We start from the raw sequence: 25,594 nt of genomic DNA on the forward strand, positions 1-25,594 counted from the left end.
CGAGGTGAAGTGATGAGCCATCCCCCCATCAAGAAGAAGATGAGCCAGGGTAAACCGCTGTTGTTGCCGCTAGCGCTGGTGATCCTGGTCGGCTGGCTCGGTTGGCGCTTCTGGCTCGCCTATCAGCCTGAGCCGGTCCATCTGCAGGGCCAGATCGAGGCGCAGCAGTATTCGGTCTCCTCCAAGGTACCGGGCCGCATCGACGAGGTGCTGGTGAAGAAGGGGGATCAGCTTGCCAAGGATCAGCTGGTGTTTACCCTGGCGAGTCCCGAGATTGAAGCCAAGCTGAGCCAGGCCAAGGCCGGCGAGGCCGCCGCTGGCGCCCTGGCGTTGGAGGCGGAGAAGGGGGCTCGTGCCCAGCAGATCGCCGCCGCCAAGGATCAGTGGCAGAAGGCCAAGGCCGCCGCCCTGCTGCGGGGCAAGACCTATGAGCGGATCGCCAACCTGCACCGCGATGGCGTGATGCCGCTGCAAAAGCGTGATGAGGCCTGGACCGCCTGGCAAGCCGCCCGCTACACCGAGGGGATGGCCTGGCAGCAATACCAGATGGCGCTGGAAGGGGCGCGGGAAGAGACCAAGATCGCTGCCCGCGAGAAGGCCAAGATGGCGGCGGGCTCGGTGGCCGAGGTGGAGGCCTATCTGGCCGACACCCGCATTGTCAGCCCCCATGCCGGCGAAGTGAGCCAGGTGCTGCTGCGCAGCGGCGAGCTGGCGCCTCAGGGCTTCCCCGTGGTGACCCTGCTCGACATGAACGACGCCTGGGCCCAGTTCCATATCCGCGAGGATCTGCTGCCCCGCTTCCCGGTCGGCACCGAGTTCGACGCCCGCATCCCGGGTCTGGGGGATCAGACGGTGCGCTTCAAGGTGACTCATGTGGCCGTGATGGGGGATTTTGCCACCTGGCGCGCCACCGATACCCGCCAGGGGTTCGACATGAAGAGCTTCCAGGTGGAGGCGCGTCCGCTGCAACCGGTCGACGGGCTGCGGGTCGGCATGAGCGTGCTGGTTGATCTCTGATGGGACGCGAACTTCGGCTGTTGTGGCAGGATCCGTTCAGCCGGGCCCTGATGAGCTGGGTGCCCTTGCTGCTGATGGGGATCCTCTGCTGGATCTTCTCGGCGGGGCTGGCCCGGGATCTCAAGGTGGGGCTGGTGGATCTGGACCAGAGCAGCCTCTCGCGCCAGCTCGCCTTTTCGCTGGATGGCTCGGCGGGGCTCAAGATCGCACGCCAGTTTGACTCCATCGATGCTGGCGCCCGCGCCCTGCGTGGTGGCGACATCTATGCGCTGGTGGTGATCCCGAACCATCTGGAGCGGGATGCCCGCCAGGGCACCCAGCCGCAGGTCACCGTGTTCAACAACGGCCAGTTCATCCTGATCGCCAAGCTGGTCAATTCGGCGCTGGCCCAGGTGGTGGGCACCCTCAACGGTCAGGTGGGTGTGCTCTCCGCCATGGCTGACGGCAAGGCACCCCCCGGGGCGCTCGGGCAGGCGGTGCCCATCAGCAGTCAGGTGACGGCGCTTTACAACCTCAACTCCAGCTATGCCCAGTTTCTGCTGAGCGCCATCCTGCCCGCGGTCTGGCAGATCCTGGTGGTGCTGTTCGGCCTTAATGCCCTGGCCCGTACCGACCGGCTGGGACTGGACTGGACCACCCGCGGCGTCTGGTTCGGGCTCTGGCGCACCCTGTTGCCCCATGTGCTGATTGGCTGGGCCTGGGGGCTGGCCTGGAGCTGGCTGCTGTTCAAGGGCTTTGCCTATCCCATGCACGGCAACTGGGCCGTGCTGGTGGCGGGCCTCGGGCTCGCTTCGGCCGCCTGCGTCACCATGGGGGCCTTCTTCTACGCCATCATCCGGGATCCGGCCCGCGCTCTGTCGCTGGCGGGAGCCTACACAGCGCCCGGCTTCGCCTTCATGGGTGTTACCTTCCCGGTGAGCGCCATGGGGGATTTCGCCCGCTTCTGGCGCAACCTGCTGCCGGTTTCCCACTATGTGGAGCTGCAGATAGGCCAGAGCAACTACGGCCTGCCACTGCAGGCCGCGCTGCCCCAGCTCGGGGCCCTGCTGCTGTTTCTCTTGCCCCTCATTCTGGTGGTGCGTCGATACAGGCAGCAGGCCGAGCTTGCCCGTCAACCTGCCGAGAAGGAGTCGCCGTAATGCTGGGTTTTCGGGATTTGCTGCGCCTCGAGCTGCGCACCCTGCTGGCGGATCGTGCCATCATGCTCACCCTGTTTGGCGGGATCTTCTTCTACTCCTTCCTCTATCCCCAGCCCTATCTGCACCAGCTGCCGCGGGAAGAGGCGGTGGTGCTGGTGGACGAAGATGGCAGCCAGCTTTCGCGCCAGCTGGCGTTCATGGCCGATGCCACCTCCCAGGTCAGGCTGGTGGCGCAGGCCAGCTCCCTTGAGAGGGCGCGCCAGCTGCTGCTGGAGGGCAATGGGAGCGGCATACTGCACATTCCCAGGCACTTCTATCGGGATCTGATGCTGGGCCGGAGCGTCACCCTGAGTTATGCCGGTGATGCCTCCTATTTCCTGGTCTATGGCACCATCGCCGAGGGGCTGGCCCAGGCGGGCGGTACCCTGGCGGCCCAGGTGAAGGTGGCGCGGCTGCTCACCCACGGCGAGGCGCTGCCCCAGGCAAGGATGGGCTGGAACGCGGTGGCCCTCAACGTGGTGCCGGTGTTCAACCCCACTATGGGCTATGTGAACTATGTGGTGCCTGCGGTGTTCGTGCTGATCCTTCACCAGATCCTGCTGATGGGGGCGGGGCTCCTGGGAGCGACCCAGAACCAGCGGGGCCTTCGCGGCGAGACCGGCTACTGGCAGAGTGCGCCCGTGCTCCCCCTGCTGCTGGCGCGCACCCTGGTGACGGTGGGGCTGTTCCTGCTGCCTGTGAGCTACTTCTTCGGCTTCTGCTTCGATTACTACAACATCGCCCGCAACGCCGAGCCGGCGCAGTTGTGGCTCTTCACCCTGCCATTCTTGCTGGCAACCTGTTGGCTGGGTATCGTGCTTGGCGCCCTCTTTACCCGACGCGACATGCCTACCCAGGTGGTGCTCATCTCCTCCCTGCCGCTGGTCTTTCTGGCGGGCTTTATCTGGCCGCTGGAGCTGATACCGGCGCCGCTCAACTGGCTGGCCCAGTGGGTGCCGAGTACGGCGGCCATCGAAGGATTTCTGCGCCTCAACCAGATGGGGGCGGGGTTTGAGCAGGTGGCCTCTTACTGGTGGCAGCTGTGGGGACTGGCGCTGCTCTACGGTACTCTGGCCTGCCTGCTGCTGCGCTGGCGCCAGCGCCAGTTGCCGCTGGCCACTCACGGAGCTGCCCATGGGGCGACCACGGAGAGCGGCGCAACCGGCGGCTAAACGATGCCGGATGGATAACGAAACGGTCAGCCCCTGGGCTGACCGTTTTTTTGGGTTCAGGCGCGCGTGAGCGCGGGATCGGCGATGGCGTAGATCTGGCCCAAGGCGTCCTCATCGAAGAGCAGTCGCAGCCCCTGTGCGGCGACATCGGCACGGCGTACCAGGCCATGCACTTCCCGTCCCTGACTCAATTCGGCAAGACCGGTGGCCTCGCCATCCTGCAGGCCCGCCGGGCGCACTATGGTCCAGGCCAGCGCGCTGGTTTGCAGCCAGCTCTCCGCCAGGCTTTTGAGCCGCACCTCGTGACCGAAGGCGGCGCGAGCCCGCTCTGGCAGATATTGCCAGCTGTCGCCACAGCCGAGGGAGGTGACCAGCAGCAGGCGCCTGAGGCCCTGTTGTTCCATGGTATCGATCACATGGCTGTTGCCGAGATAGTCGACGGGGTCGTGCTGGCGAAAGCTGCCGAGGGTGGAGACAACATGGGCATCCTTGCCAGCGAGCGTGCAGGCTCGTGCCACGGCCCCCATATCCAGCGCATCCCCTTCAACGACGTCGACCCCCTGTGTGCGCAGCTCGGCGGCCATCTCGGGGCTGCGTACCAGCGCCACCACCCGGTGGCCTGCTTGCAGGGCGTGATCGGTAAAGGCGCGGCCCAGCCCGCGGCTGGCTCCGAAGATGAGTGTGGTCGGCATAGATGAGGTTTCCTTCAAAGAAAGGGCTAGCCTAGTGGCTGACTCTTTCGATGTAAATGAGAGCTGTTTTTATTTGTGGGGCAAAAGATAAAAAATGCGAGCCGCTTGGGCTCGCATTTTTGCACGGGCTCAGCCGCGATAGTTGCCGATGCTGGGGCGACGGCTGGGGCCGCTCAGGTGGATATCCACCGGGTTGAAGGCCTTGATCGCCTCGTAGCTGAAGTCACCGATCGCCTGATGCAAGGTCTGGGGCGTGTGGTTGGTGATGATGATGACGCTCTTTGACAGGTTGCGGCGCCGGCGCAGCAGGTGGCCGAGGAAGCTGGACTGGCTCTCCGCCATCTTGGCCCGGTTGGCCGACACTTCATCGATGATCAGTAAGTCCACCTCTTCCAGGGCACGGCGATACTGGTTGCGCTCGTCCTGATCGGGGATCACGTTGAAGAACAGCCGATCGACGATGGAGGCCCACTGCTGGAAGATCACCGACTTTTGGTGGCGCTCGATCAACTCATGGGCCACGGCACCTGCCAGGGTCGATTTGCCGGTGCCATAGTCACCGTAGATCAGCATGCAGCCGCCGCCGCTCTTCTCCCAGTGTTCGAAGCCGCTGATAAAGTAGCGGGCGGTTTCGATGGGATATTGCAACGCCGGATCACCGGCATCCATCTTGTCGAACACCCAGTCCGGGTTGAGGTCGGCCTGGGCGATCAGCTTCTGGATCCGCTCTTGGCGCGCCACCTTCTGCAGCTCGCGCACCTCGGCATTGGCCTTGGCATCGTACTCCTTGCGCAGGGTCTCGTAGTCGTACTGGCTGCCGCCGGTCTCCTGTTGTAGACGGCGAATTCGCTCCAGCAGGCTGCCGACGTGGCGTTTCAGCTCGGGGTCGTGGGCGCGTTGATCCTGCTTGGCCTTGGCAATTTTTTGGCGCTTGGCCTCGATCTCTTCCAGCTCCTGGCGCAGGGGATCGTACGGGTCAGTCATGGAGTGCTCCTTCTGCTTGATCAGGGATGGGGGGACAGGGGGCTGATTTTGCCTGTTGGCGGGGGCCTGTATCAATCATTATCCGGTGCCTCTGCTGCTTGTTGCCCCTGGGCCAGCCGTTTGGCCTCCTCGATCATCTCCTGGGCCCGCCGGCTCGGGCCAGCCTCCGCCGGCGCTGGCGTCACCTGTTGGTAACCCCTCACCTCCGTCGGCTGGCGACGGGCGTAGCGGCGGGTCTTGAGGGCGCGGATGAACTTGAGCATCCACTGGTGCTGGGAATCGAACACCTCGGGGCGCCCCAGCCAGTAGGCGATGAACTCCCCCAAGTCCTCTTCGCTGTAACTGGCATCGATCACTCCGCACAGGCGGGCGAGGGCGGGCAGCTCCTCGTCAGGGCGCCATTGCAGATGCATCTGGAACGGGCGATCAGGCAGCGGACTGCGTACCTTCTGGGCCAGCAGCGGCAACTGGAACGGGCACTGATGATAGTGCTCACTCTCGCTTTGTGCCTCGACTTGCAGGAGGCCCGCCTCCATCAGCTCGTCGAACAGCTCGGTCAGTTGGCGGGCATTGACCTGATAGGAGAAGCCGCAAGGATCACTCGGGTCGACCACAGCCAGCGCCCGGCCAAGCTCGGGGTAGTTGAGCCGGGCCAGCTGATTTTCCAGCACCAGTCTGCGCAGCTGCAGGGTATAGAGGCTGCGGGCTGGGTGGGAGAGTCTGGGATGGGCGAGGGCGCTGTATTCGGCTGGGGTCATGGTCTTCTTCATGCTCTGGAGTAAGGGGTATTATCCCCTATGGTGGGGGCTTGCACAATTCGCCCGGCCGGTGCGGGAAGAGGATATCCTTGATAGAAGGCCCGAGAATCCGGGCTCTTCCTCCCGACGGTCGTGCCACTTAGAAGGCTTCCAGATGAGCTGCCGTTATCTTGAATGGCAAAACCATTTCAAATACAGGGTTTTTGTGAGCAAGCTCGGGATTTGCGACCGTTTCTGACGAACTCGCTTCGGCGTTTTTGCCGATTTGGTCTAGTCTTATTGAGTAAATAACAGATTGACTAATAAGGATTTTATAACAATGTCAACAGCCGGGCTAAGGATCCTGGTGGTGGAGGACGAAGCCGTTTTTCGCCACTCGCTTGTGAGCTATCTGATGGGGGATGGGGCGACCGTTTTCCAGGCCGAGGATGGTATCGAAGGGCTGTCGGCTGCAGCGCTTTATCATCCCGATGTGGTGCTCTGTGATCTGAACATGCCGAATATGGATGGCCATGAGGTGATCGCCTGCCTCTCGGCTCGCAGCCCGGATATTCCGGTGATCGTGATCTCGGCCCAGAGCACCATGGAGGCGGTAGCTGCAGCCCTGCGTGCCGGTGCCCGGGATTACCTGATCAAGCCGCTCGACAATTATGTCCAGCTCGAGCGTAGTATTTCCGAGTGTCTGCACGGCGGTGTCGCACGCAGTCCACAGCTGGAACTGATGGATCATGTCGACTACTTTCGGGCTCACGACAGGGCGGCGACCCGCCTGCTGGCGGGTCTCAAGTCGCCGGGTGTGCAGGAGTGGGGCCCTTGGCAGGTAACATTCAAGGGGAGGGGAGCGCTGTTTCTCTCCGATACCTTCAAGGTGGCTGACAAGCTGCTGATGCTGATCATTGAATTGCCGGTGGCGGGAGCGGATGCGGCGTTTTGCGGCGCCCTGGTGCGTTCTTTGATGAACGTACCTTACCGCCAGTTTCAGCGCGAGGAGAGCCAGTTGCTGGAGCAGCCACACAGGCTGCTCGACTACCTCAATCACCAGCTGATGGAGTCCGGCCTGCGCCACTCGCTGGCCATGGCGGCCCTGCTCTTTGATCAGGAAGATGGTCTGGTCTTTGCCAATGCCGGGTTGACCTCCCCTCACTGGTTGATGCGAGCCGGCGGTTTGCCCCTGGGGCTGATGCGCAGCAGTCGCTATGCCTTGCACAGGCGCAGCTGGCATGAACCGTTCGAGCTGCAATTTCGCAACGAGAGTGGCTGCTCACTCCAGGTGCAGGTTCATCATCACTGAGTGAAAGCGAGCTTGCTCCAATAAAAGAGGGCGTCCCGTGGGACGCCCTCTTTACTTGCGTGATGCCAGCCTGTCAGGCAGTGGCAGATTGCAGTTTCTCGTCGCTTGTGTGCGGCTCTTTGGCCGGACCTTCGGCGCCATGCATCCAGTAGACCAGGCGGTTGGCCATGGCCAGCAGGATCAGGGCACTGATGATGGCAGCAAGCGCGATACCACCGAAGATGGCCAAGGGGCCGGACTCGCCAATAAAGGAACCGATAAGGCCGGCTGCGTAGTTGGCAACCGCGATGAAGCCAAGCCAGGCACCCATCATCAGGGAGGCCAGGCGCAGCGGAGCCAGCTTGGTCACCATGGAGAGGCCGATCGGAGAGAGGCAGAGTTCGCCCAGGGTGTGGAACAGGTAGGCTCCCACCAGCCAGAACATGGAGGTCTTGACGCTCTGATCACCGCCCTGCTCCAACACGGCACCCACCATGAACAGGAAGCCGATGGCCAGGAACAACAGACCCATGGCGAACTTGACCGGCGAGTTCGGCTCTTTTTTGCCGAGCTTGACCCAGATGGCAGCAACGATCGGTGCCAGGGTGATGATGAAGAAGGGGTTCAGGGACTGGAACCAGGCGGTCGGCACTTCGAAGCCACCGATCATCCGGTCAGTGTACTCCTGGGTGTAGAGGTTCATCAGACCACCGGCCTGCTCGAAGCCAGCCCAGAAGATGATGGTGAACAGGCCCAGCACCAGGATAACCTTGATGCGATCCACTTCCTGCTTGGTCAGCGGGGCCTTCTGTCCCTTGTCGCGCAGGGCGGCTGCGCGCTTGGCGGCAGGGATGCGGCCGATATCACCGAGGAAGCGTTGGGCCAGGGTTGCCTGCAACACCAGGGAGATCAGCATGCCGATACCGGCGCCGACGAAGGCAGCTTGCCAGCCATAGGCTGTGGCAGCGGCACCGCAGATCACGCCGGTCAGCAGGGAGCCCAGATTGATCCCCATGTAGAAGATGGTGAAGGCACCATCACGGCGGTGATCGCCCTCTTCATAGAGGTCGCCCACCATGGTGGAGATGTTCGGCTTGAACAGGCCGTTACCGATGATCAGCAGAGCCAGACCGGCGTAGAAGACGGTTACCACCTGATCCGGGAACATGCTGTGCGGCAGTGCCAGCGTGAATTGGCCGAGCGCCATCAGGACGGCGCCGATCAGAATGGCGCGGCGTTGCCCCAGGAAGGTGTCAGCCAGCCAGCCACCGATGAGCGGAGTGATATAAACCAGACCGGTATAGATACCGTAGAGCTTGAGGGCATCTGCCTGATTCCAGCCCAGACCACCGTTGGCAGTCAGGTCGGTCAGATAGAGTACCAGTACGGCACGCATGCCGTAGTAGGAGAATCTCTCCCACAGTTCGGTACTAAAGAGCAAAAAAAGCCCTTTAGGGTGACCTAAAAAGGTCCCTTTTGACGGGTTATTCATTGGAACTTCCACCTGTGTCTTATATTTTTTTAAGTTTTTTATGCAAGGGCGAGAAACACGCCTTAATCCTTATAGAACATGCGTAGATAAATTACAACATTATGATTTGATAGGGTTTTATTTATCAAAGATTGAGAAAGTGTTGCTGAAATGAAAAAGGAGCATCGTTTGATGCTCCTTTAATTTGTCTGTAGATAAGAGATTTATCAGCGATTACAACTGCTTGACGAACTGCTTCAGCCAGCCGATGAACTCGCCGTTAAGTTCGTGATGGCGTACGGCATATTCCACATTCGCCTTCATATAGCCCAATTTGCTGCCGCAATCGTGGCTCTTGCCCTTCATGAAGTAGGCGTTGACCTGCTCGCGCTCCATCAGCATGGCGATGGCGTCGGTCAGCTGGATCTCGTCGCCGGCACCGGCCGGGGTTTTTTCCAGCAGCGGCCAGATGTTGGCAGAGAGTACATAACGGCCGACCACGGCCAGGTTGGAAGGGGCCTCGTCACGGGGCGGTTTCTCGACGATGGCCTGCATCGGCAGTGACATGCCAGCACTCAGCTCTTCACCCTTGATATCGGCGATGCCGTATTTGTCCACCTCGCTCTCTGGAACCGCTTCCACCATGATCTGGCTGATCTGGTTTTCTTCGAACATGTGTACCATCTCGGCCAGGTTGTCCTGTTTCGGGTCGCTGGCGGCCTCGTCGATCAGCACGTCCGGTAGCAGCACGGCGAAGGGGTTGTCTCCGATGAGCGGGTGGGCGCAGAGCACCGCATGGCCCAGGCCTTTGGCCTCGCCCTGGCGCACGTGCATGATGGTGACGTCCTTGGGACAGATCTGTTGCACCTCTTCCAGCAGTTGACGCTTGACCCGCTTCTCGAGAGTTGCCTCCAGTTCGAAGCTCTTGTCGAAGTGGTTTTCGATGGAATTCTTGCTGGAGTGGGTGACCAGCACAATCTCCTTGATACCGGCCGCGATCGCCTCGCGTACCACGTACTGGATCAAGGGCTTGTCGACCACCGGCAGCATCTCTTTCGGGATGGCCTTGGTAGCAGGCAGCATGCGGGTGCCCAGACCGGCTACCGGCAGCACGGCCTTGCGAACAACAAGAGGTGTCTTTTTCATGGAGAGGTGTCCAGGAGGAATAAAGTGGGGCCATGATACCCGAAGAAAAATGGGGCAGCCATAAGCCGCCCCATCTGTAGCTTTTTCATCGGACGTTATTTGACCATCATCATATCCCTGTTGGCTTCCAGCGTGGCCGGGCCGATCCCCGTGACATCTGCCAATTGATCTACAGAGGTAAATTTCCCCTGTTTCTCACGATATTCGAGGATGGCCTGAGCCTTCTTCTCGCCAATACCCTTGAGGGTAGTGAGCTCGGCCAGGGTGGCCGTATTGAGGTTGAGTTTGCCACTCTCCTTGGCGGCGGTTGTGGTAGTGGTTTGCTTGGTCTGCGTCTGTTCGGCTGCCAGCGAGGGTTGGCTGAACAGGGGCAGGGTTGAGAGCAACATCACGGCGGCGAACTTGTGTATCTGCATTTTGCTTCTTCCTTCAATGACTGTTTGCATCAGCATATTGATAGATAGCGCAGCAGTAGAATGCGTCACTGTGATAAATGACAGCGGAGTTATCCGGCACTCTTTTTGAAGATTTGCTATAAGCGTTCTGGAAGTTACCTGATATTGATTTAACTGACTAATTCCAATCTGTTTTTACTGAGGTTTTTGAATCTGAGTTGTTGGGATTCATATTGATCTCAAGTGCGTATTCATGAGACAGCTGATACGGGGTTTCACTGGTGGAAATAAGCGTTGTTGGTATCTTTCACTGGTTGTCAAAAGAGAACCAATAAAAAAGGCTGCTCACCTTGGGTGAGCAGCCTTAATGATCTGTTTTTTCAGAGGGCGGACGATTACTCGGCCTGGGCTGCCTGAATACCGGTCAGGGCGATGGTGTAGACGATGTCGTCAACCAGGGCGCCGCGGGACAGGTCGTTGACCGGCTTGCGCATGCCTTGCAGCATGGGGCCGATGGAGACCAGGTCAGCGGAGCGCTGTACCGCCTTGTAGGTGGTGTTGCCGGTGTTCAGATCCGGGAACACGAACACGGTGGCCTTGCCGGCAACCGGGGAGTTCGGCGCCTTGGACTTGGCCACGTTCTCCATGATGGCCGCGTCGTACTGCAGCGGGCCGTCGATGATGAGGTCGGGGCGCTTGGCCTTGGCCAGCTCGGTCGCCTCGCGCACCTTCTCTACGTCCGCGCCGGCGCCGGAGGTGCCGGTGGAGTAGGAGATCATGGCCACGCGCGGCTCGATGCCGAAAGCGGCAGCGGAGTCGGCGGACTGGATGGCGATCTCGGCCAGCTGCTCGGCAGTGGGATCCGGGTTGATGGCGCAGTCACCGTAGACCAGCACCTGATCCGGCAGCAGCATGAAGAAGATGGAGGAGATCAGGGAAGAGCCCGGAGCGGTCTTGATGATCTGCATCGGCGGACGGATGGTGTTGGCAGTGGTGTGCACCGCGCCGGATACCAGACCGTCCACTTCGTTGCGCTCCAGCATCATGGTGCCCAGCACCACGTTGTCTTCCAGCTGCTCGCGGGCGACCACTTCGGTCATGCCCTTGTTCTTGCGCAGCTCGACCAGACGGGCCACGTAGCGCTCGCGCACGGCCACCGGATCGATGATCTCGACGCGATCGGTCAGGATCACGCCCTGCTGTTCGGCGACGCGGCGGATCTCGTCCGGGTTGCCCAGCAGCACCGGACGGGCGATGCCACGTTCGGCACAGATGGCGGCAGCCTTGATGGTGCGCGGCTCTTCCCCTTCTGGCAGCACGACGCGCTTGTTGGCCTGACGGGCCAGTTCGGTCAGCTGGTAGCGGAAGGCCGGCGGGCTCAGGCGACGGGAACGGGTGGAGCTGACGGTCAGAGACTCGATCCAGTGCTTGTCGATGTGGCCGGCCACGTAGTCTTGTACCAGCTCGATACGCTCGCGGTCATCTTCCGGAATATCGACGTTGAAGTTCTGCAGGCTGACGGCGGTCTGCCAGGTGTTGGTACCGGTGATCATGATCGGCAGGCCGGTGGCCATGGCCTGTTGGCACAGGGCCATCACCTGGGGTTCCGGGTGATAGTTGCCGGTCAGCAGCAGGGCACCCAGCTTGACGCCGTTCATGGCGGACAGGCAGGCAGAGACGATGACATCTGAGCGGTCGCCGGAGGTCACCAACAGGCTGCCCGGGCGGAAATGCTCGATCATGTTGTGGATGGAGCGAGCGCAGAAGGTCACGGTCTGCAGACGACGGCTGTCCAGTTCGCCCTGGTGCAGGATCTTGGCGGCCAGGTGCTTGGCGAGGTCCTTGGCGCGCGGGGCAATCAGCTGGGTATTCCAGGGGATGCAGCCCAAGATGCGCAGCGGGCTCTTGCCAAAGACCTGCAGCACTTCCAGGTTGTGGCCGGTGTCGGCGCCGTGGTGGTGCGCTTCGAACATCTCGGTCAGGTCGGGACGGGTCACACCGTGCTCGTCAACCGGGGCGCCAACCTTGTTGATGACACAGCCCACGATGCGCGGGTTGTTGACACCACCGAAGTTGGAGCAGGCCAGCTCGATGCGCTCTTTGAGCTTCTGGCTGGAGTCGTGGCCCGGGTGGGTGACGAACACCATGTCGGCGTCCAGCGCTTTGGCCACGTCGTAGTTCAGCTTGTTGGCAAACGGCTGCTTGTCGGTCGGCACCATGCCTTCGACCACCAGCACTTCGGCCCCGCTCGCTTTCACGTGCTCTTCGAAGCGGGCCACGATCTCTTCCAGCAGAATGTCGGTGTTGCTGGTGGTGATCATGTTCTCGGCGTAGGAGAGGGCGAACGGCTCGGGCGGATTGATGTTGGCAGCGGCGCGGATAACGGCGGTAGAACGCTCAGGACCGGTCTCACCCGGGCGCGGCTGGGCAACCGGTTTGAAGAAGCTGACATTGACACCGTGACGTTCCATGGCGCGAACCACACCAAGACTCACGGAAGTTACGCCGACACCAGTGCCGACCGGGATAAGCATAATAGTGCGTGCCACTTTATACCCCTTTTTCATTTTTTGGGATCAGGAAAAGGCCGCCCGAGGGCGGCCTTGCTTTACAGCGAAATTAGGCGCCGACCAGTTCCAGCGCATCGTGGGCGATGACCCACTCTTCGTTGGTCGGGATAACCAGAGCCTTGGTGGAGCCAGCCTTGGTGATCTCGCCACCCTTGCCGAAACGGGCGGCCAGGTTGGCGTCGTGGTCGACGTCAAAGCCCAGCAGGCCCAGTTTGCCCAGGGTGATTTCACGGATCGGGGCGGAGTTCTCACCGATACCACCGGTGAAGACCACTGCGTCCAGACGACCGTCCATGGCGGCGGCGTAGGCACCGATGTACTTGGCCAGGCGATAGCAGTAGACGTCCATGGCGCGCTTGGCTTCTTCCTTGCTGTCGTAGTTGTCTTCAACGAAACGGCAGTCGGAGGTCACTTCGGTCAGGCCCAGCAGGCCGGATTCCTTGGTCAGCATGGTGTTGATCTGCTCAACGCTCATGCCCAGCTTGTCATGCAGGAAGAAGATGATGGCCGGGTCCAGATCGCCGGAGCGGGTACCCATCACCAGGCCTTCCAGCGGGGTCAGACCCATGGAGGTGTCGACGGACTTGCCGTTCTTGATGGCACAGACGGAGCCGCCGTTGCCCAGGTGGCAGTTGATGATGTTCAGCTCTTCCACCGGCTTGTTCAGCTGCTTGGCAGCTTCCAGGCTGATGTAGTAGTGGCTGGTGCCGTGGGCGCCGTAGCGACGGATGCCGTTCTCTTTGTAGAGCTTGTACGGCAGGGCGTACAGGAAGGCTTCTTCCGGCATGGTCTGGTGGAAGGCGGTGTCGAACACGGCGACGTTCTTGTCGGCCAGGGCCGGGAACACGCGACGGGCTTCACGAATACCGATCAGGTGCGCCGGGTTGTGCAGCGGTGCGTACGGTACGGCGGCTTCGATGCCGGCGATCACGTCGTCGCAGATCACGACGGAGGAGGTGAAGCGCTCGCCACCGTGAACTACACGGTGACCGATGGCGATCAGGTTCTTGGCCAGTTCCGGATTGAGCGGCAGGATCTTGTTGACGATGAAGTCCAGCGCTTCCTGGTGAGCAGCCCCGGCGCCCAGATCGGCATTGCCTTTCTCGCCGTTCAGTTTCCACTTGATGCGTGCATCGTCGAGGTTGAAGCATTCGGCCAGGCCGGACAGCAGGTCATCACCGGTGGTTGCGTCAATGACGGCGAACTTCAGGGAAGAGCTGCCACAGTTAAGAACAAGAACCAGCTTACTCATGAATAAATCCTATCGCAGATTGGGTTGTGTAGGCGGATGGTGTTGGGCGCAGGGCGTCCAAAAACTTTCAACTTATCCTTATGAGGGTTGGCAATCTGTTGCTTGCCCCTTGTATAGTGATACAAGACCCGGAGTCCAGACGTCCCTGACAGGCCAACAGCAAGATGCGGTTGACGCAAAAATGGGCGTACAAAGGATAACCCGATTGTTGAAAAATAACAAAGTCATCCTCAACCTTTGTTACTTTGCATCAAAAAATGTCGAGGTTTTGCCGTCAGTGCGTTCAAAAAGCGCTCGGAGGTTGTATGAGCATGAACATTTTTGGAACTAAGTTACAGCAAGGCCACCATTATATGACGCTTTGGCCCCGTCGTCCCGAGCTCAATTCGATGTTTCCGGAAAATCGGGTGATCAAGGCCACCGAGTTTGCCCTCAAGATCATCCCCGCACTGGCAGTACTCAGCGTCATGCTGCAGTTCCAGTTTGGCGAGCAGCACTACTGGCCTTCCGTTATCACTTCCGTCCTGTTTCTGTTCAGCCTGCCATTGCAGGGTTTCTACTGGCTCGGCAAACGCGCCGATACTCGTCTGCCCCCCTCGCTGGCCAGCTGGTATCGCGAGATCAACGGCAAAATGAATGAGCAGGGCGGGCGTCGCCAGCTGGTTGCACAACCCCGTTATGAAGAGCTGGCCGATACCCTCAAGGCCGCCTTCCAGCAGTTGGATAAATCCTTCCTCTACGAATAATGCACCGCAAGCAAAACAAAGGCGCCATGGGCGCCTTTGTTTTTGTTGGGCATATCGACCATCAGGCCGCCAGCACCTTGCGGATCTCCTGGATGGAGAGCTTGTACTGGCGCGGGCACTGGCGCCACTCCACCAGCATGCGCTGGTATTTGCCGCGCATGGCGATGTCGCTGGAGAGCTCGTCGCACGGGCACTTGAGCTCGGGGAAGCGCTTGTCCACCTCCAGCAGGAAGCAGACATAGTCCGCCAGCTCACGCTCCTGGCTGCGGCTGTAGCCGTTGAATTCCAGCCGGCTGGCCGCGATCTCGGCCTGTTCGGCAGCCTCCAGGTTGCCCCAGGAGATGGCCAGCGCGTGATGCAGTTCCAGGGTGTCGATCACCTCCTGGCAGGTGGCCTGATCCAGGTGGCCGAAGTGCTTTTCCAGCTCGAGGAGTTGCAGGCAGTAGCCGCGCTCAATGATGGTGCTGGCCCGCTGATAGAAGGCCGCCTTTTCCGGATTGAGCTTGGCCAGGATTTCGTACTGGTTGCTCAGGATCAAACGCTCTGCATTACTGATGTTCATGGGATATCTCACTGGAAGATGACACTGGGGTCACGTTAACCCATATCTAGAATGAATTTTTTGATCTGGCGAGGCAGTTGGTGAGAAAAGCGGTGCTAAATGCCGGGGCGGCCGAGAGCACTGAGGCCTGCGGTTGCAGGCCCCGAAGTGGGGGAATTACCCCTTGAGGAATGCCAGTACCACCTGATGGTGAGCGCTGGTCTTGAACTTGGTGAAGTGATGGGCAACCTTGCCCTCTTCATCGATGAGGAAGCTCTGGCGATGGATGCCGTCATACTCCTTGCCCATGAACTTCTTCGGACCCCAGACGCCGAAGGCGTCAGCCACGGCATGCTCTTCGTCCGCCAGCAGGGTGAAGTTGAGCTGATCGCGCTCTTCAAATTTCTTCAACCGTTTGGCGCTGTCCGGGCTGATGCCGAGCACGACCACATTGAGAGCCGCCAGCTCGGCGTTGACGTCGCGCAGGCTGCAAGCCTGGGTGGTACAGCCCGGGGTCATCGCCTTGGGATAGAAATAGATCAGCACCTTCTTGCCGCGCAGATCGGCCAGGCGAACCGGGTTGCCATTCTGGTCCGGTAGGGTGAAATCGGGGGCGGTGCTACCTGCTTGTAAGGGTTGCATGGGATCTCCTCGAATAAACGCCCTCAGGCGTGTTTGCGATTGACGATAAACTCGAACGACTCGGCACCCAGTTCGCGACAGAATTCGGCGAAGGCCGCCTGGGAGCCTTCCGGTTCTCCCTGCTTGGCCAGATTGAGTTGGAAACTCGCTTTGAGCAAGTTGAATGGCTGCTGTTCCAGGGTCATGGTCTGCATCGCCTGGATATCCCAGCCGTGGTCGCTGAAAAACTGGGTGCACTGGCTGACGATACCATGCTCGTCACGGATCAGGATCTCGGCGTTGGCCCCGACATCGTACTGCAGTGACTGATGACGTTCGGTGCGTTTCATCATGGTAATGAGGTCCCACTCCTGACTGCGCAGGGGCAGGCTTATCTCGAGCTGCATCAGGCTGTTCCAGTCACCGGACAGCAGCATGATAAAGGTGAATTCATTGCCGAAGATGCCAAGGCGGCTATCCACTATGTTGCAACCACAGCCACTGACGTGGCGGGTGACCTCATTGACGATGCCGGGCCTGTCCGTGCCGATGGCCGTTACGACCAGGTAGTGAGTCATAAATCTTCTCTCGTCCGTTATATGTTGCGAAAGCGCCGCAGGGCCACCGATGCGCTGGTCAAATGACGCTTCCCTGACAGGCGGTGCCGGCTTTCGTTCATGGCGTTTGGAACCGGATGGTAACACGGCTCGCCCCCTCTCTCCCTTGTTTTTCAAAGGGGGCAGCTTTACCATTACGCCCCTGAAAATCGGGAGAATTATCCATGTTACGCGGTAGTATTGTTGCGCTCGTTACCCCCATGCTGACTTCGGGTGAAGTTGACTGGGCCAGCCTGGCCAGATTGGTCGACTATCATGTCAGCGCAGGCACCAGCGCAATCGTGGCAGTTGGCACGACAGGGGAGTCGGTGACCCTGAGCGAACAGGAACACATCGCCGTTGTTGAAAAAACCGTTGAATACGCCGCAGGTCGCATCCCGGTTATTGCCGGTTGTGGCTCCAACAATACCGCCCATGCCATCGAGTTGGCCAAACGGCTGGCCAAAACCGGCGTGGTGGCGGGCCTCTCGGTGACACCTTACTACAACAAGCCCACTCAAGAGGGTCTCTATCGCCACTATTGTGCGATCGCCGAGGCTAGTGGTCTGCCCCAAATTCTTTATAATGTGCCCGGTCGCACCTGTTGTGATCTCAAGCCGGAGACTGTTGCCCGTCTGGCCAAGGTGCCCGGCATCATAGGTTTGAAAGAGGCGACTGGCGATTTGAGCCGCACCCCGCTGTTGCGTGAACTGTGTGGCCCGGATTTTGCGCTTTACAGTGGCGACGATGCCACTGGTTGTGATTTTATGCTGCAAGGTGGCGATGGCGTCATTTCAGTCACCACCAACATTGCAGCGGCCCGGATGGCCGACATGTGTCGTGCTGCGCTGGCCGGTGATGCCGGTCTGGCTCATGACATCGACAATCTCTTGATGCCGTTGCACAAGACTCTGTTCTGCGAACCGAGTCCGACCCCGGTGAAATGGGCCTGCGCCCGACTGGGACTGATTGCAACGGCCACCTTGCGTCTGCCGCTGGTTGACCTCACTGCCGAGGGCGAACAGGCGATGGCGCAAGCACTGACCACTGCGGAGTTGATGGCGAGTGTTTAAATCAAATGGAAAGGGAAATAGAGCCCGTCTGGTGCTGAGTGTCGCGACCGTTGCCGTGCTGGCGGGGTGCAGTACCCCCCAGGATCGCAAGATGGCCAACCGTGGTTTCGAATATGAAGATGCCCGTCTTGAGGGCCGTGCTTTCTTGATCCCCGCCGGATTGAGCGCCCCCACCTTCAACAGCCAGTTCGATATCCCGCCGCTTCCCGAAAGCAGCCGTGAAGGTGCCCTCGGTGCCAAAGTTGACGTACGTCCCCCTGCCCAGCTGCTGACCGTGGTACCGGGCAGCCAGGTAGTGCCCAATGCCAGCGAACCCACCATCGCCTACTATGCCCTGAGCTCTGGCCAGAGCGTGGAGCGCGATACCTGGTCGTTCCTGATGAACTTCCTGGCCAAGTACAAAGTCTCCACCGAGAAGCTGGATCAGCAGGCCGGCGTGTTGCAGACCGGCTGGTTTGACAACACAGTCGCCCTCGATGGCTGGGCTGAAGATGACGAAGACTTCAAAATCCGTCAGCGCTACCAGTTCACGGTTCGCAACGATGAGCAGCGCCATGCCGTCAACATGTCGGTACGGGTGCTGGATCACGAAGAAACCATCGACGGTGAGACCAGCAACCGGATGAGCGAGGCCGAGGCCCAGCGCTATGCCGCACGGGTGCTGAACCAGTTCTCCCTCTACTACGACAGCCAGCTCAAGGCTCGCGAACAGCACAAGGCCAGCGATGGCATGGGGCTTGAGCTGGGTCTGGACAACAACGAACTGGCTGCCTGGGTCGCCAACGGTTCCTTTGAACAGGTATGGCGCCGTCTCAATCAGGTACTGCCGAAGTACGGTTTCATCATCAAGGATACCCAGCAGTCGCTGGGCTGGATCGATGTCGAGTATGAAGAGCCGGGTGCCGAGTTCTGGCAGGCCAAGGGTAGCGAACCGTTCAAGCTGGACGAGGAAAAGTACCGCTTCCAGCTGGGCGAGATGGCCGGGGGCAAGACCTCCATCACCCTGTTCGACAAGGACAAGAAGCCGGTGTCGTCCGGTGTCATCTCCCAGATGTATATCAGCCTGTCCGAGGCCTTTGCCAAGGGCTTGGCCGACCAGGCTGCAAAAGCAGAATAACAACAGGGGCCTCGTGCCCCTGTTTTGTTAGGTTGATCCCCCTGTCAATACAGGGGTTGAAGCGCTTGATATGTTAATCCCCGGAAGCAGGAGCCCGGCGCTCTTGTTTCATTACACCCACAAACAGGAAGTGTTATTAGCCATGAGTCTTGCAGATCAAGTATTGGCGGTGAACGACGATTTGCCGATCCGCACCAATAAACCTGTCCATTCCGGCAAAGTGCGCAGCGTCTACTGGTTGACCCCGGCAGACAGTGCCCGACTCATCCAGGAAAAAGGCTACGATGTGCCCGCCGATGCGCCCCTCGCCCTCATGGTGATCAGCGATCGCATCTCGGCTTTCGACTGCATCTGGCAAGGTGTGGACGGGCTGAACGGCGTGCCGGGCAAGGGGGCTGCGCTCAATGCCATCTCCAGCCACTGGTTCAAGTTGTTCAAGGAGAAGGGACTGGCTGACAGCCACATCCTAGATATTCCCCATCCGTTCGTCTGGATCGTGCAAAAAGCCCGCCCCGTGCTGATCGAGGCGATCGCCCGTCAGTACATCACAGGCTCCATGTGGCGTGCCTACCAGGATGGTGAGCGCGAATTCTGCGGCATCACCCTGCCGGAAGGGCTCGAGAAGGATCAGAAGCTGCCGGAAATTCTCATCACCCCTTCCACCAAAGGCATACTGAAAGGCCTGGATGGCGTGCCGGAAGCGGACGACGTCAACGTCTCCCGTGCCGACATCGAGCGCCACTACCAGGCTTTCGGCTTCCGCTCTCCGGCTGACATTGATCGCTACGAAGTGCTGCTCAAAGAGGGCTTCAACGTGATCAGCGACGCCCTGGCCGAGCTGGATCAGGTCTTCGTCGACACCAAGTTCGAGTTTGGCTATGTCCAGGATGCCGCTGGCAACGAGAAACTGATCTACATGGACGAAGTAGGGACCCCCGACAGCTCCCGTATCTGGGATGGCCCCGCCCTGCGCGACGGCCAGATCGTCGAGAAGTCAAAAGAGGGTTTCCGCCAGTGGCTGCTCAACCACTTCCCGGATCCGGATATCCTGCTCAACAAGAACCGCATGCCGGAACGCTTCGCCCTGGCCCGTGACAACAAGCTGCCGACCGAGGTGATGATGGATATCTCCCACACCTACGTGGGGATTGCCGAGAAGGTCATCGGCCACCCGCTGGTGCGCGCTGCCAATCCGAAACAGGAGATCATCGATGTCCTGCGCGATCAGTACGGTCTGATCGACTAAGGTTCTTGCTCTTTTTTTGTTGCCAGCAAACAAACGTTTGCTGGTGGCGAAATGAAGCATCGATATGACAAGCCGGCGGGCCCCATTGTGGGGGCCCGTTTTTATTGCCGTGATGACAAGCTACTGCCTGCCAGCCCGGTTATTTTTTTGTCATCTTCCCTTGTTACCCTTCGCCCATCGTAGGGATAAGGAAGATGAAAGAAGATGAGGGGTTATCAGAATTGGCGTAATTTGGCGCTGCTGTGTGCGGCAATGGGAACGGGGACAGTACAGGCCGCGGTTGAGGTGACTGTACCCGAGGATTTCCGGATCCTGGCGGTGAGCGAGGGCAGGCTGCACGACGAGCAGCACGCCACCCTGGCCGATGGAGAACAGCAACTGCTGGTGCGTTTCGAAGGGGTGATCCCCAGCCGAAACAGCAGCGAGAACGATCGCCAGATCCGCTCCGAGCCGCAGATCCTGCGCTATCGGGCCGACAACCAGTCTTTGCAGCTGAGCGCCAAGGTGCCGGACAAAGAGCAGGGGATGGAGACCTATGCCAGGAAGCCCGTCATCGCGCTGCAGGCCGGTGGGCAGCCGCTGCAGATAGCGCAGGATGCGCTGGTGACCCGTGGCATGCTGATCGGCATGGACTGGAACGCCAGACTCGTGGAGTACAACCGTAGTGGTGGCAAGGCGGCGCTGCGTGTTGCTGCGCCCGGTGGTGCTGTTGTTGCCCCCGGTAGAGCGACGGCCGCGAGCGCACTTGTGCCCCCGCAGAGCGAGCTTGAAGGGCAATTGCAGCAGCTATTCCTGCAGGCCGACCCGGCCCTTCGCAAGCGCTTCATCGGCTGGGCTGTGCCGCAGCTTTAAGTTTGCCCCCCGTTGCAGTAACGTGAGGGGCTTGCGGCGTGCCTTGCGCCCCTCCTTATGCAACGAGGTCTTCATGTTTGAACTGCACTCTCGCCTTGTGGCGGATACCCGGCAGCTCGGGGATCTGCCCCTCTGCCGTGTCCTGCTGGCCAAGGACAGCCAGTATCCCTGGCTTATTCTGGTCCCCCGTGTGGCCAATCTGCGGGAGATCCACCACCTGGCGCCAGAGCAGCAACAGCAGCTGATGCAGGAGTCCTGCGCGGTAGCGAGCCTGATGGAACAGGCACTCAATCCGGACAAGATCAACATAGGGGCACTCGGTAATCTGGTACCGCAACTCCATGTGCACCATGTCGCCCGTTTCACTACCGACAAGGCCTGGCCGGGTCCTATTTGGGGAGCCCACCCATCAGTGCCTTATGAACCACAAGTTTTGCAGCAACAGGCCGATATATGGCGTGCCCGACTCGCCAGGCTGACCGGTTTCACCCCTTTGACTGCTGATAACGGAGCCAACTGAGAGGTCCATCGCTATTTCAGTCCCCGGCCAGCGCTATCTGTTAGAGTTATGGTATAGATAAGCCCATTTTCGATGTTCAGGAAGGTCCCATGATAGTAACAAGAGCCGATGACGATGCCGTATTGACCACAGAGGATGTGCTGCTCAGCCTGTGCAACTCGGTAACGGATGTCTTGAGTGCCGCGACTATGAGTCAGGTGCGGTTTTCCGGTATGGTGCAACGGATCAGCAAGACCTGCCTCAAGCCGGATATCGGCTGTTTCGTGCTGTTTGATGGCGGTTTTTCCGGCCTGGTGGTGATCAACTTCTCCGCCGCAGCGGCCATGGAGCTGTACGAGAGCTACATGCTCAGCATGGGGCTTTCCAAGGAAGATCTCGCCATCTCCCACACCTCGGATGAGGTGAGCAACGTGATGGGCGAGCTGATGAACCAGATCGTCGGCAGCTTCACCGTCAAGGTAGGGCGCGACATGCAGACCCACATCACCCAGAACCAGCCCAAGATGCTGGCCCTGAACAAGCAGGTGATGCTGAGTGTCGATACCAACCTCGACAACCCGGAATCGCGCCGGGTAACCTTCTTCACCGCCCGCAATAACATCTTCTATCTGGAGCTGGCGATGGACAAAACCGAGTTCATCCGCATCCACAGCGACGGCATGGATGAGGAGGAGCTGGATCCGGATGCCCTGATCGCCCAGGCCAAACAGGGGGCTGCCAAACCGGCATCTGCTCCGGCGCCAGCCGCCGGCAACGATCATGATGACCTGCTGGACTCCCTCGGCATCTGAATTGGTATCAGCCAGAAAACAAGAAGGCCACCCTCGGGTGGCCTTCTGCATTGTCGGGCTTTGCTATCAGAAGTTGTAGAGCAGGCCGGTGTTGAACAGCACGGCATTGCTGTCGTAGAAGTCGATATCGGAGTCGGATTTGGAGTAACCGGCGGTGAAGGTCGCCGAGAGTGGCTCGATACCGAACAGGCGATGCCAGAAGAAGGTACCGCTCACGGCAAACTCGTCGGAATCGGCGCTGCGGCCAAAGATCGGGTTGGCTTCGTCATACTTGGTCTGACCCAGATAGAGGTTGCTGACGAATGACCATTGGGCTGCGCGCTTGCCATAGGTCAGCTGCAGACCGTTGCTCTCGTAGCTCTGGGCGCTGCCGTCGAGATCGGCCTGACGATAGATGAAGGCCGGTTCGAGGATCTGGCCCGGCGCCAGGTGCCACTTGTAGGAGAGTTCCATGGCGTGGATCTTGCCGTTGCGATCCAGCTTGGCGGCGGTATCGGCACCATACTGGCTGCCGCTGCGCTCTTCATCCACCTCGATCTCGCGGGTGGTCAGGCTGCCGTAGAAGTTGCTGCTCCAGATGTTGTCCCAGGCAAAACGTACACCTTTGGACTTGATGTCGGTGGATTGACGATCCACCCCGATGGCAAAGGGATCGCTCCACTGCTCAATGGGCAGAACGTTGAACACCACGGAGCCGGCCACTATGCCCTTGTCCCCCATCTCCTGGCGAATGCCAAGCTGCTGGGTGAAGTCGAAGCGGATGGCATCCTGGATCAGGTTGCCGAGGAACACCTGGGTGCGGGTATCGGCAAAGGTGTAGCGAATATCGGCATTGAGCAAGGGGTTGACGCTCTGGGTGCTGTCGGCGCTGCCCAGACCATGAATGCGACGATGGTCATCATCACTGCTGGCGAAGTTGGATTCGTAGTTGATGACATTGACCCCGCCGAGCAGGAAACCGGACCAGCCGGGCTCCTTGGGGATGGTCCCGAGATCTGCATACGCACTGTTGGCTACCAGTAGACCCAGGCCGAGCAGGCTAGTGTTACGCATCAAATAGCTCCCAAATTAAACGATTTTTAATTAAGTGGCGGCGATTATAGAAACCCAGCCTTAATGGCAACTGACTGAATCGGGTCAAATATCCTAGCCTACTTCTTTATTCAGGGAATCATTAATTAATTGAGCGAGATAAGAAGAGTTCACCGGGTTGTGCTGGTATTCTGTACCGCGCATATCGGGGGATAACAATAAGATGAAACAGATCAAATCCTGGGCACAATATTACGTCGACCTGATGACCAAGCTGGGACTGGTGCGCTTCAGCATGTTCCTGGCCGCCGGCATTATCGTGCTGGCCGTCGCCATCCAGATGGGGGTCACCCTCTTCCTGCGCGGCAATATCGATGTCATCGACTTTGTCCGTTCGGTCTTTTTTGGCCTGCTGGTCACCCCCTGGGCCGTCTATTTTCTCTCCATCGTGGTGGATCAGCTGGAGGACTCCCGTCAGCGGCTGAGCCGCATGGTGCGCAAGCTGCAGGATATGCGCGAGCGGGATCTTGAGCTAAACAGCCAGCTGCAGGAGAACATCAGCCGACTCAACGCCCAGATTGCCGAGACCAACCGGGCCGAGAGCCTGCGTCTGCAAGCCATTGAAGATCTGGAAAACGAAGTGTTCCAGCGTGAAAAAGCCCAGCTTCATCTCGGGGAGCGCACCGCCCTGCTGCGCTCCTTCATCGACTGCTCCCCCGATCTGGTCTACTACCGCAACGAAGACGAACAGTTCTCCGGCTGCAACCGCGCCATGGAGGAGCTGACCGGCAAGGCGGAGGCCGAGCTCATCGGTTTGACCCCGTTCGACGTCTACAAGCAGGAGATCGCCAACAAGGTAGTGGAGACCGACAAGCTGGTCTTTGCCAGCAACGAGCCGCTTACCTACGAACAGTGGCTGGAGTATCCCGATGGCCGCAAGGCCTACTTCGAGCTGCGCAAGGTGCCCTTCTTCGACCGGTTCGGCAAGCGGCTCGGTCTGCTTGGCTTTGGTCGTGACATCACCGAGCGCAAGCAGTATCAGGACAAGCTGGAGAAGGCGAGCCGCGACAAGACCACCTTCATCTCCACCATCAGCCACGAGCTGCGCACTCCGCTCAACGGCATCGTGGGCCTGAGCCGCATGCTGATGGATACGCCGCTCGATCCCAAGCAGCACCAGCAGCTCAAGACCATCCACCTGAGCGCCGTGACCCTTGGCAACATCTTCAACGACATCATAGATCTCGACAAACTGGACCGGCGTCGGCTGGAGATTGCCCCGGCCCGTCTGGACCTGCCCGCCTTCCTCGATGAGCTGGAGACTCTATCGCGTATCCAGGCGGAGCAGAAGGGGCTCTATCTCCACTTCGATCGGGATGGAGACATGCCGCAATTCGTGATGGCGGACGGTACCAGGCTACGTCAGGTGCTGTGGAACCTGGTGGGCAATGCGGTCAAGTTTACCGATGAGGGTGGGGTGACGGTGCGCTGCCTCTCCCATCCGGCGGACGAACCGGGCAAGCTGGCGCTGCACTTCGAGGTGGAAGACACCGGAGTCGGCATCCCCCGAGCCCAGCAGGAGAAGATCTTCGCCATGTACTATCAGGTGCAGGGTCAGAAACACGCCACCGGTACCGGCATCGGCCTCGCGGTATCCCGTCAACTGGTGCAGGCCATGGGTGGCCAGCTCTATGTGGACAGCGAACCGGGGGAGGGCTCCTGCTTCACCGCCGAGCTGGAAGTAGCCTGCGCCGAACCCCTATTGCCGGAGCTGGAGGAGGAGATGCCCTCCCTCGACATCCTGCTGGTGGAGGACGTGGAACTCAATGTGACGGTGGCCTGCGCCCTGTTGACCAAGCTGGGCCATCATGTCCAGGTGGCGCGGGATGGTGGTCAGGCGCTGGCGATGGCCAATCCCGATGATTTTGATCTGATTTTGCTCGATATCCAGTTGCCGGACATGACCGGCTTTGATGTGGCGGCCCAACTGCTTGATCGTTACGGTGACAGCCTGCCGCCCATGGTGGCGCTGACTGCCAACGTGACCGGTGATCGCCAGTATTATCTGGATCGCGGCATGCGGGATGTGATCAACAAGCCGCTGGGCTCGAAAGCGGTGCGGGAGGTGATTGGCCACCTGTTTGCCGATTTGGCAGAAGACGAGGCCGACGAGCAGGCCGATGCCGGCAATCAGGATGCACTGCTGGATATCCCCTTTCTCACCGATTACGCCGATACCGTCGGCAAGCCGGTGCTGCTCTCCAGCGTCGAGCTGTTCGAGAAGATGATGCCGGACTACATGGCGGTGCTCGATTCCAACATGGTTGCCCGGGATCAGGCCGGGGTGGTGGAAGAGGCGCACAAGATAAAAGGGGCGGCCGGCTCCATCGGCCTGCGCCGCCTGCAGCAGACAGCCCAGCTGATCCAGAGCCCGGATCACCCCGCCTGGTGGGAGAATGTCGAGGACTGGATCGAGACGCTGCGCCGCGAGTACCCAGGTGACATCGCCCGCTTGCGGCGCTGGTTGTTGTCTTGAGTCCGATGAAAGCCGCTG

24 protein-coding genes are annotated in these 25,594 nt (G+C 59.9%); 12 read left to right on the plus strand and 12 right to left on the minus strand.

Translation table 11 applies throughout. The features are described from left to right. The first annotated feature begins 12 nt into the window (after positions 1-12). From LA321_RS10050 to LA321_RS10060, 3 genes are read left to right on the plus strand one after another with little or no spacing between them, the layout of a single operon-like run. A complete protein-coding gene (locus LA321_RS10050) occupies positions 13-1,017 on the plus strand; it encodes an HlyD family secretion protein (protein WP_026457043.1) in 1,005 nt (334 codons plus the stop codon). Next, on the plus strand, positions 1,017-2,156 hold the full coding sequence (locus LA321_RS10055; protein ID WP_026457044.1) for an ABC transporter permease: 1,140 nt from the start codon (positions 1,017-1,019) through the stop codon (positions 2,154-2,156). The genes LA321_RS10050 and LA321_RS10055 overlap by 1 nt, the downstream gene beginning before the upstream one ends. Beyond that, positions 2,156-3,367 carry an ABC transporter permease gene (locus LA321_RS10060; RefSeq protein ID WP_042070159.1) on the plus strand — a complete coding sequence of 404 codons (1,212 nt, stop codon included), beginning with the start codon at positions 2,156-2,158 and terminating at the stop codon, positions 3,365-3,367. The genes LA321_RS10055 and LA321_RS10060 overlap by 1 nt, the downstream gene beginning before the upstream one ends. 56 nt (positions 3,368-3,423) lie before the next feature. Here the strand turns inward: LA321_RS10060 and LA321_RS10065 are convergent, their stop codons facing one another. The 3 genes from LA321_RS10065 to LA321_RS10075 form a co-directional block, all read right to left on the minus strand. Continuing rightward, on the minus strand, positions 3,424-4,059 hold the full coding sequence (locus LA321_RS10065; RefSeq protein WP_042070157.1) for an NAD(P)-dependent oxidoreductase: 636 nt from the start codon (positions 4,057-4,059) through the stop codon (positions 3,424-3,426). A gap of 129 nt (positions 4,060-4,188) precedes the next feature. After that, positions 4,189-5,043, minus strand: coding sequence for a DnaA ATPase domain-containing protein (locus LA321_RS10070; protein WP_042070155.1), 855 nt, complete (start codon positions 5,041-5,043; stop codon positions 4,189-4,191). A 71-nt stretch (positions 5,044-5,114) separates the two neighbouring features. Then, positions 5,115-5,801: a DnaT-like ssDNA-binding domain-containing protein gene (locus tag LA321_RS10075; protein ID WP_042070154.1), complete on the minus strand. Its 687-nt coding sequence runs from the start codon at positions 5,799-5,801 to the stop codon at positions 5,115-5,117. Between the two features lie 319 nt (positions 5,802-6,120). Here LA321_RS10075 and LA321_RS10080 point away from each other — a divergent pair, with 319 nt between their 5' ends. After that, entirely contained in the window at positions 6,121-7,092 is a 972-nt protein-coding gene (locus LA321_RS10080; protein WP_042070153.1) for a response regulator, read from the plus strand. A 73-nt stretch (positions 7,093-7,165) separates the two neighbouring features. On the opposite strand, the gene LA321_RS10085 is transcribed toward LA321_RS10080, so the two are convergent. The 5 genes from LA321_RS10085 to LA321_RS10105 form a co-directional block, all read right to left on the minus strand. Continuing rightward, the gene (locus LA321_RS10085; RefSeq protein ID WP_042028771.1) at positions 7,166-8,563 is read right to left on the minus strand and encodes a peptide MFS transporter; all 1,398 of its coding nucleotides are present in this window, start codon (positions 8,561-8,563) and stop codon (positions 7,166-7,168) included. Positions 8,564-8,776: 213 nt separating this feature from the next. After that, a complete protein-coding gene (gene galU, locus LA321_RS10090; protein WP_026455884.1) occupies positions 8,777-9,688 on the minus strand; it encodes a UTP--glucose-1-phosphate uridylyltransferase GalU in 912 nt (303 codons plus the stop codon). A 95-nt stretch (positions 9,689-9,783) separates the two neighbouring features. Further along, positions 9,784-10,104 (minus strand): ComEA family DNA-binding protein, encoded by a 321-nt coding sequence (locus LA321_RS10095; RefSeq protein WP_026455883.1) that lies wholly within the window; start codon positions 10,102-10,104, stop codon positions 9,784-9,786. Between the two features lie 374 nt (positions 10,105-10,478). Then, positions 10,479-12,650 carry a phosphate acetyltransferase gene (gene pta, locus LA321_RS10100; protein WP_042070151.1) on the minus strand — a complete coding sequence of 724 codons (2,172 nt, stop codon included), beginning with the start codon at positions 12,648-12,650 and terminating at the stop codon, positions 10,479-10,481. A 52-nt stretch (positions 12,651-12,702) separates the two neighbouring features. Beyond that, on the minus strand, positions 12,703-13,905 hold the full coding sequence (locus LA321_RS10105; protein WP_026455881.1) for an acetate kinase: 1,203 nt from the start codon (positions 13,903-13,905) through the stop codon (positions 12,703-12,705). Positions 13,906-14,210: 305 nt separating this feature from the next. On the opposite strand from LA321_RS10105, the gene yfbV reads away from it, so the two are divergent. Next, positions 14,211-14,651, plus strand: a complete 441-nt coding sequence (gene yfbV / locus LA321_RS10110; RefSeq protein ID WP_026455880.1) for a terminus macrodomain insulation protein YfbV — start codon at positions 14,211-14,213, stop codon at positions 14,649-14,651. A gap of 61 nt (positions 14,652-14,712) precedes the next feature. Here the strand turns inward: yfbV and LA321_RS10115 are convergent, their stop codons facing one another. The 3 genes from LA321_RS10115 to LA321_RS10125 all read right to left on the minus strand — a co-directional run bounded on the left by LA321_RS10115 (position 14,713) and on the right by LA321_RS10125 (position 16,391). Continuing rightward, entirely contained in the window at positions 14,713-15,213 is a 501-nt protein-coding gene (locus tag LA321_RS10115; protein ID WP_042028775.1) for a YfbU family protein, read from the minus strand. Between the two features lie 156 nt (positions 15,214-15,369). Then, entirely contained in the window at positions 15,370-15,834 is a 465-nt protein-coding gene (gene bcp, locus LA321_RS10120; RefSeq protein WP_042070149.1) for a thioredoxin-dependent thiol peroxidase, read from the minus strand. Between the two features lie 23 nt (positions 15,835-15,857). Then, positions 15,858-16,391: a glycine cleavage system protein R gene (locus LA321_RS10125; RefSeq protein ID WP_026455877.1), complete on the minus strand. Its 534-nt coding sequence runs from the start codon at positions 16,389-16,391 to the stop codon at positions 15,858-15,860. Positions 16,392-16,594: 203 nt separating this feature from the next. Here LA321_RS10125 and dapA point away from each other — a divergent pair, with 203 nt between their 5' ends. The 6 genes from dapA (at position 16,595) to LA321_RS10155 (ending at position 22,008) form a co-directional block, all read left to right on the plus strand. Then, positions 16,595-17,482 carry a 4-hydroxy-tetrahydrodipicolinate synthase gene (gene dapA, locus LA321_RS10130; RefSeq protein ID WP_042070147.1) on the plus strand — a complete coding sequence of 296 codons (888 nt, stop codon included), beginning with the start codon at positions 16,595-16,597 and terminating at the stop codon, positions 17,480-17,482. Next, entirely contained in the window at positions 17,475-18,599 is a 1,125-nt protein-coding gene (gene bamC, locus LA321_RS10135) for an outer membrane protein assembly factor BamC (RefSeq protein WP_042028779.1), read from the plus strand. Before dapA ends, bamC begins: the two co-directional genes overlap by 8 nt. A 142-nt stretch (positions 18,600-18,741) precedes the next feature. Next, positions 18,742-19,845, plus strand: a complete 1,104-nt coding sequence (locus tag LA321_RS10140; protein ID WP_042070146.1) for a phosphoribosylaminoimidazolesuccinocarboxamide synthase — start codon at positions 18,742-18,744, stop codon at positions 19,843-19,845. Positions 19,846-20,049: 204 nt separating this feature from the next. After that, positions 20,050-20,697: a DUF2057 domain-containing protein gene (locus LA321_RS10145; RefSeq protein ID WP_042070144.1), complete on the plus strand. Its 648-nt coding sequence runs from the start codon at positions 20,050-20,052 to the stop codon at positions 20,695-20,697. A 73-nt stretch (positions 20,698-20,770) separates the two neighbouring features. Next, positions 20,771-21,217: an HIT domain-containing protein gene (locus LA321_RS10150; RefSeq protein WP_042070143.1), complete on the plus strand. Its 447-nt coding sequence runs from the start codon at positions 20,771-20,773 to the stop codon at positions 21,215-21,217. A gap of 89 nt (positions 21,218-21,306) precedes the next feature. After that, entirely contained in the window at positions 21,307-22,008 is a 702-nt protein-coding gene (locus LA321_RS10155; protein WP_042028786.1) for a DUF3334 family protein, read from the plus strand. A gap of 66 nt (positions 22,009-22,074) precedes the next feature. Here the strand turns inward: LA321_RS10155 and LA321_RS10160 are convergent, their stop codons facing one another. Next, on the minus strand, positions 22,075-23,061 hold the full coding sequence (locus tag LA321_RS10160; protein ID WP_042070142.1) for a DUF2860 family protein: 987 nt from the start codon (positions 23,059-23,061) through the stop codon (positions 22,075-22,077). 202 nt (positions 23,062-23,263) lie between these two features. Here LA321_RS10160 and arcB point away from each other — a divergent pair, with 202 nt between their 5' ends. Continuing rightward, positions 23,264-25,576 carry an aerobic respiration two-component sensor histidine kinase ArcB gene (arcB, locus tag LA321_RS10165; protein ID WP_042070140.1) on the plus strand — a complete coding sequence of 771 codons (2,313 nt, stop codon included), beginning with the start codon at positions 23,264-23,266 and terminating at the stop codon, positions 25,574-25,576. Positions 25,577-25,594 lie beyond the last annotated feature (18 nt).

The sequence above is a fragment of the Aeromonas enteropelogenes genome (assembly GCF_020097295.1).
GTDB classification, from domain to species: Bacteria; Pseudomonadota; Gammaproteobacteria; order Enterobacterales; family Aeromonadaceae; genus Aeromonas; species Aeromonas enteropelogenes.

What these genes read in the sequence shown, in the direction of transcription:
- bcp (WP_042070149.1), bottom strand. Translation starts at nt 15,834, where the DNA reads ATGCAACCCTTACAAGCAGGTAGCACCGCCCCCGATTTCACCCTACCG.
- LA321_RS10085 (WP_042028771.1), bottom strand. Translation starts at nt 8,563, where the DNA reads ATGAATAACCCGTCAAAAGGGACCTTTTTAGGTCACCCTAAAGGGCTT.
- LA321_RS10160 (WP_042070142.1), bottom strand. Translation starts at nt 23,061, where the DNA reads ATGCGTAACACTAGCCTGCTCGGCCTGGGTCTACTGGTAGCCAACAGT.
- LA321_RS10080 (WP_042070153.1), top strand. Translation starts at nt 6,121, where the DNA reads ATGTCAACAGCCGGGCTAAGGATCCTGGTGGTGGAGGACGAAGCCGTT.
- yfbV (WP_026455880.1), top strand. Translation starts at nt 14,211, where the DNA reads ATGAGCATGAACATTTTTGGAACTAAGTTACAGCAAGGCCACCATTAT.
- LA321_RS10065 (WP_042070157.1), bottom strand. Translation starts at nt 4,059, where the DNA reads ATGCCGACCACACTCATCTTCGGAGCCAGCCGCGGGCTGGGCCGCGCC.
- LA321_RS10155 (WP_042028786.1), top strand. Translation starts at nt 21,307, where the DNA reads ATGATAGTAACAAGAGCCGATGACGATGCCGTATTGACCACAGAGGAT.
- LA321_RS10145 (WP_042070144.1), top strand. Translation starts at nt 20,050, where the DNA reads ATGAGGGGTTATCAGAATTGGCGTAATTTGGCGCTGCTGTGTGCGGCA.
- LA321_RS10140 (WP_042070146.1), top strand. Translation starts at nt 18,742, where the DNA reads ATGAGTCTTGCAGATCAAGTATTGGCGGTGAACGACGATTTGCCGATC.
- LA321_RS10150 (WP_042070143.1), top strand. Translation starts at nt 20,771, where the DNA reads ATGTTTGAACTGCACTCTCGCCTTGTGGCGGATACCCGGCAGCTCGGG.
- LA321_RS10050 (WP_026457043.1), top strand. Translation starts at nt 13, where the DNA reads ATGAGCCATCCCCCCATCAAGAAGAAGATGAGCCAGGGTAAACCGCTG.
- dapA (WP_042070147.1), top strand. Translation starts at nt 16,595, where the DNA reads ATGTTACGCGGTAGTATTGTTGCGCTCGTTACCCCCATGCTGACTTCG.
- LA321_RS10060 (WP_042070159.1), top strand. Translation starts at nt 2,156, where the DNA reads ATGCTGGGTTTTCGGGATTTGCTGCGCCTCGAGCTGCGCACCCTGCTG.
- LA321_RS10115 (WP_042028775.1), bottom strand. Translation starts at nt 15,213, where the DNA reads ATGAACATCAGTAATGCAGAGCGTTTGATCCTGAGCAACCAGTACGAA.
- LA321_RS10070 (WP_042070155.1), bottom strand. Translation starts at nt 5,043, where the DNA reads ATGACTGACCCGTACGATCCCCTGCGCCAGGAGCTGGAAGAGATCGAG.
- LA321_RS10125 (WP_026455877.1), bottom strand. Translation starts at nt 16,391, where the DNA reads ATGACTCACTACCTGGTCGTAACGGCCATCGGCACGGACAGGCCCGGC.
- arcB (WP_042070140.1), top strand. Translation starts at nt 23,264, where the DNA reads ATGAAACAGATCAAATCCTGGGCACAATATTACGTCGACCTGATGACC.
- LA321_RS10105 (WP_026455881.1), bottom strand. Translation starts at nt 13,905, where the DNA reads ATGAGTAAGCTGGTTCTTGTTCTTAACTGTGGCAGCTCTTCCCTGAAG.
- LA321_RS10095 (WP_026455883.1), bottom strand. Translation starts at nt 10,104, where the DNA reads ATGCAGATACACAAGTTCGCCGCCGTGATGTTGCTCTCAACCCTGCCC.
- LA321_RS10055 (WP_026457044.1), top strand. Translation starts at nt 1,017, where the DNA reads ATGGGACGCGAACTTCGGCTGTTGTGGCAGGATCCGTTCAGCCGGGCC.
- LA321_RS10075 (WP_042070154.1), bottom strand. Translation starts at nt 5,801, where the DNA reads ATGACCCCAGCCGAATACAGCGCCCTCGCCCATCCCAGACTCTCCCAC.
- pta (WP_042070151.1), bottom strand. Translation starts at nt 12,650, where the DNA reads ATGAAAAAGGGGTATAAAGTGGCACGCACTATTATGCTTATCCCGGTC.
- galU (WP_026455884.1), bottom strand. Translation starts at nt 9,688, where the DNA reads ATGAAAAAGACACCTCTTGTTGTTCGCAAGGCCGTGCTGCCGGTAGCC.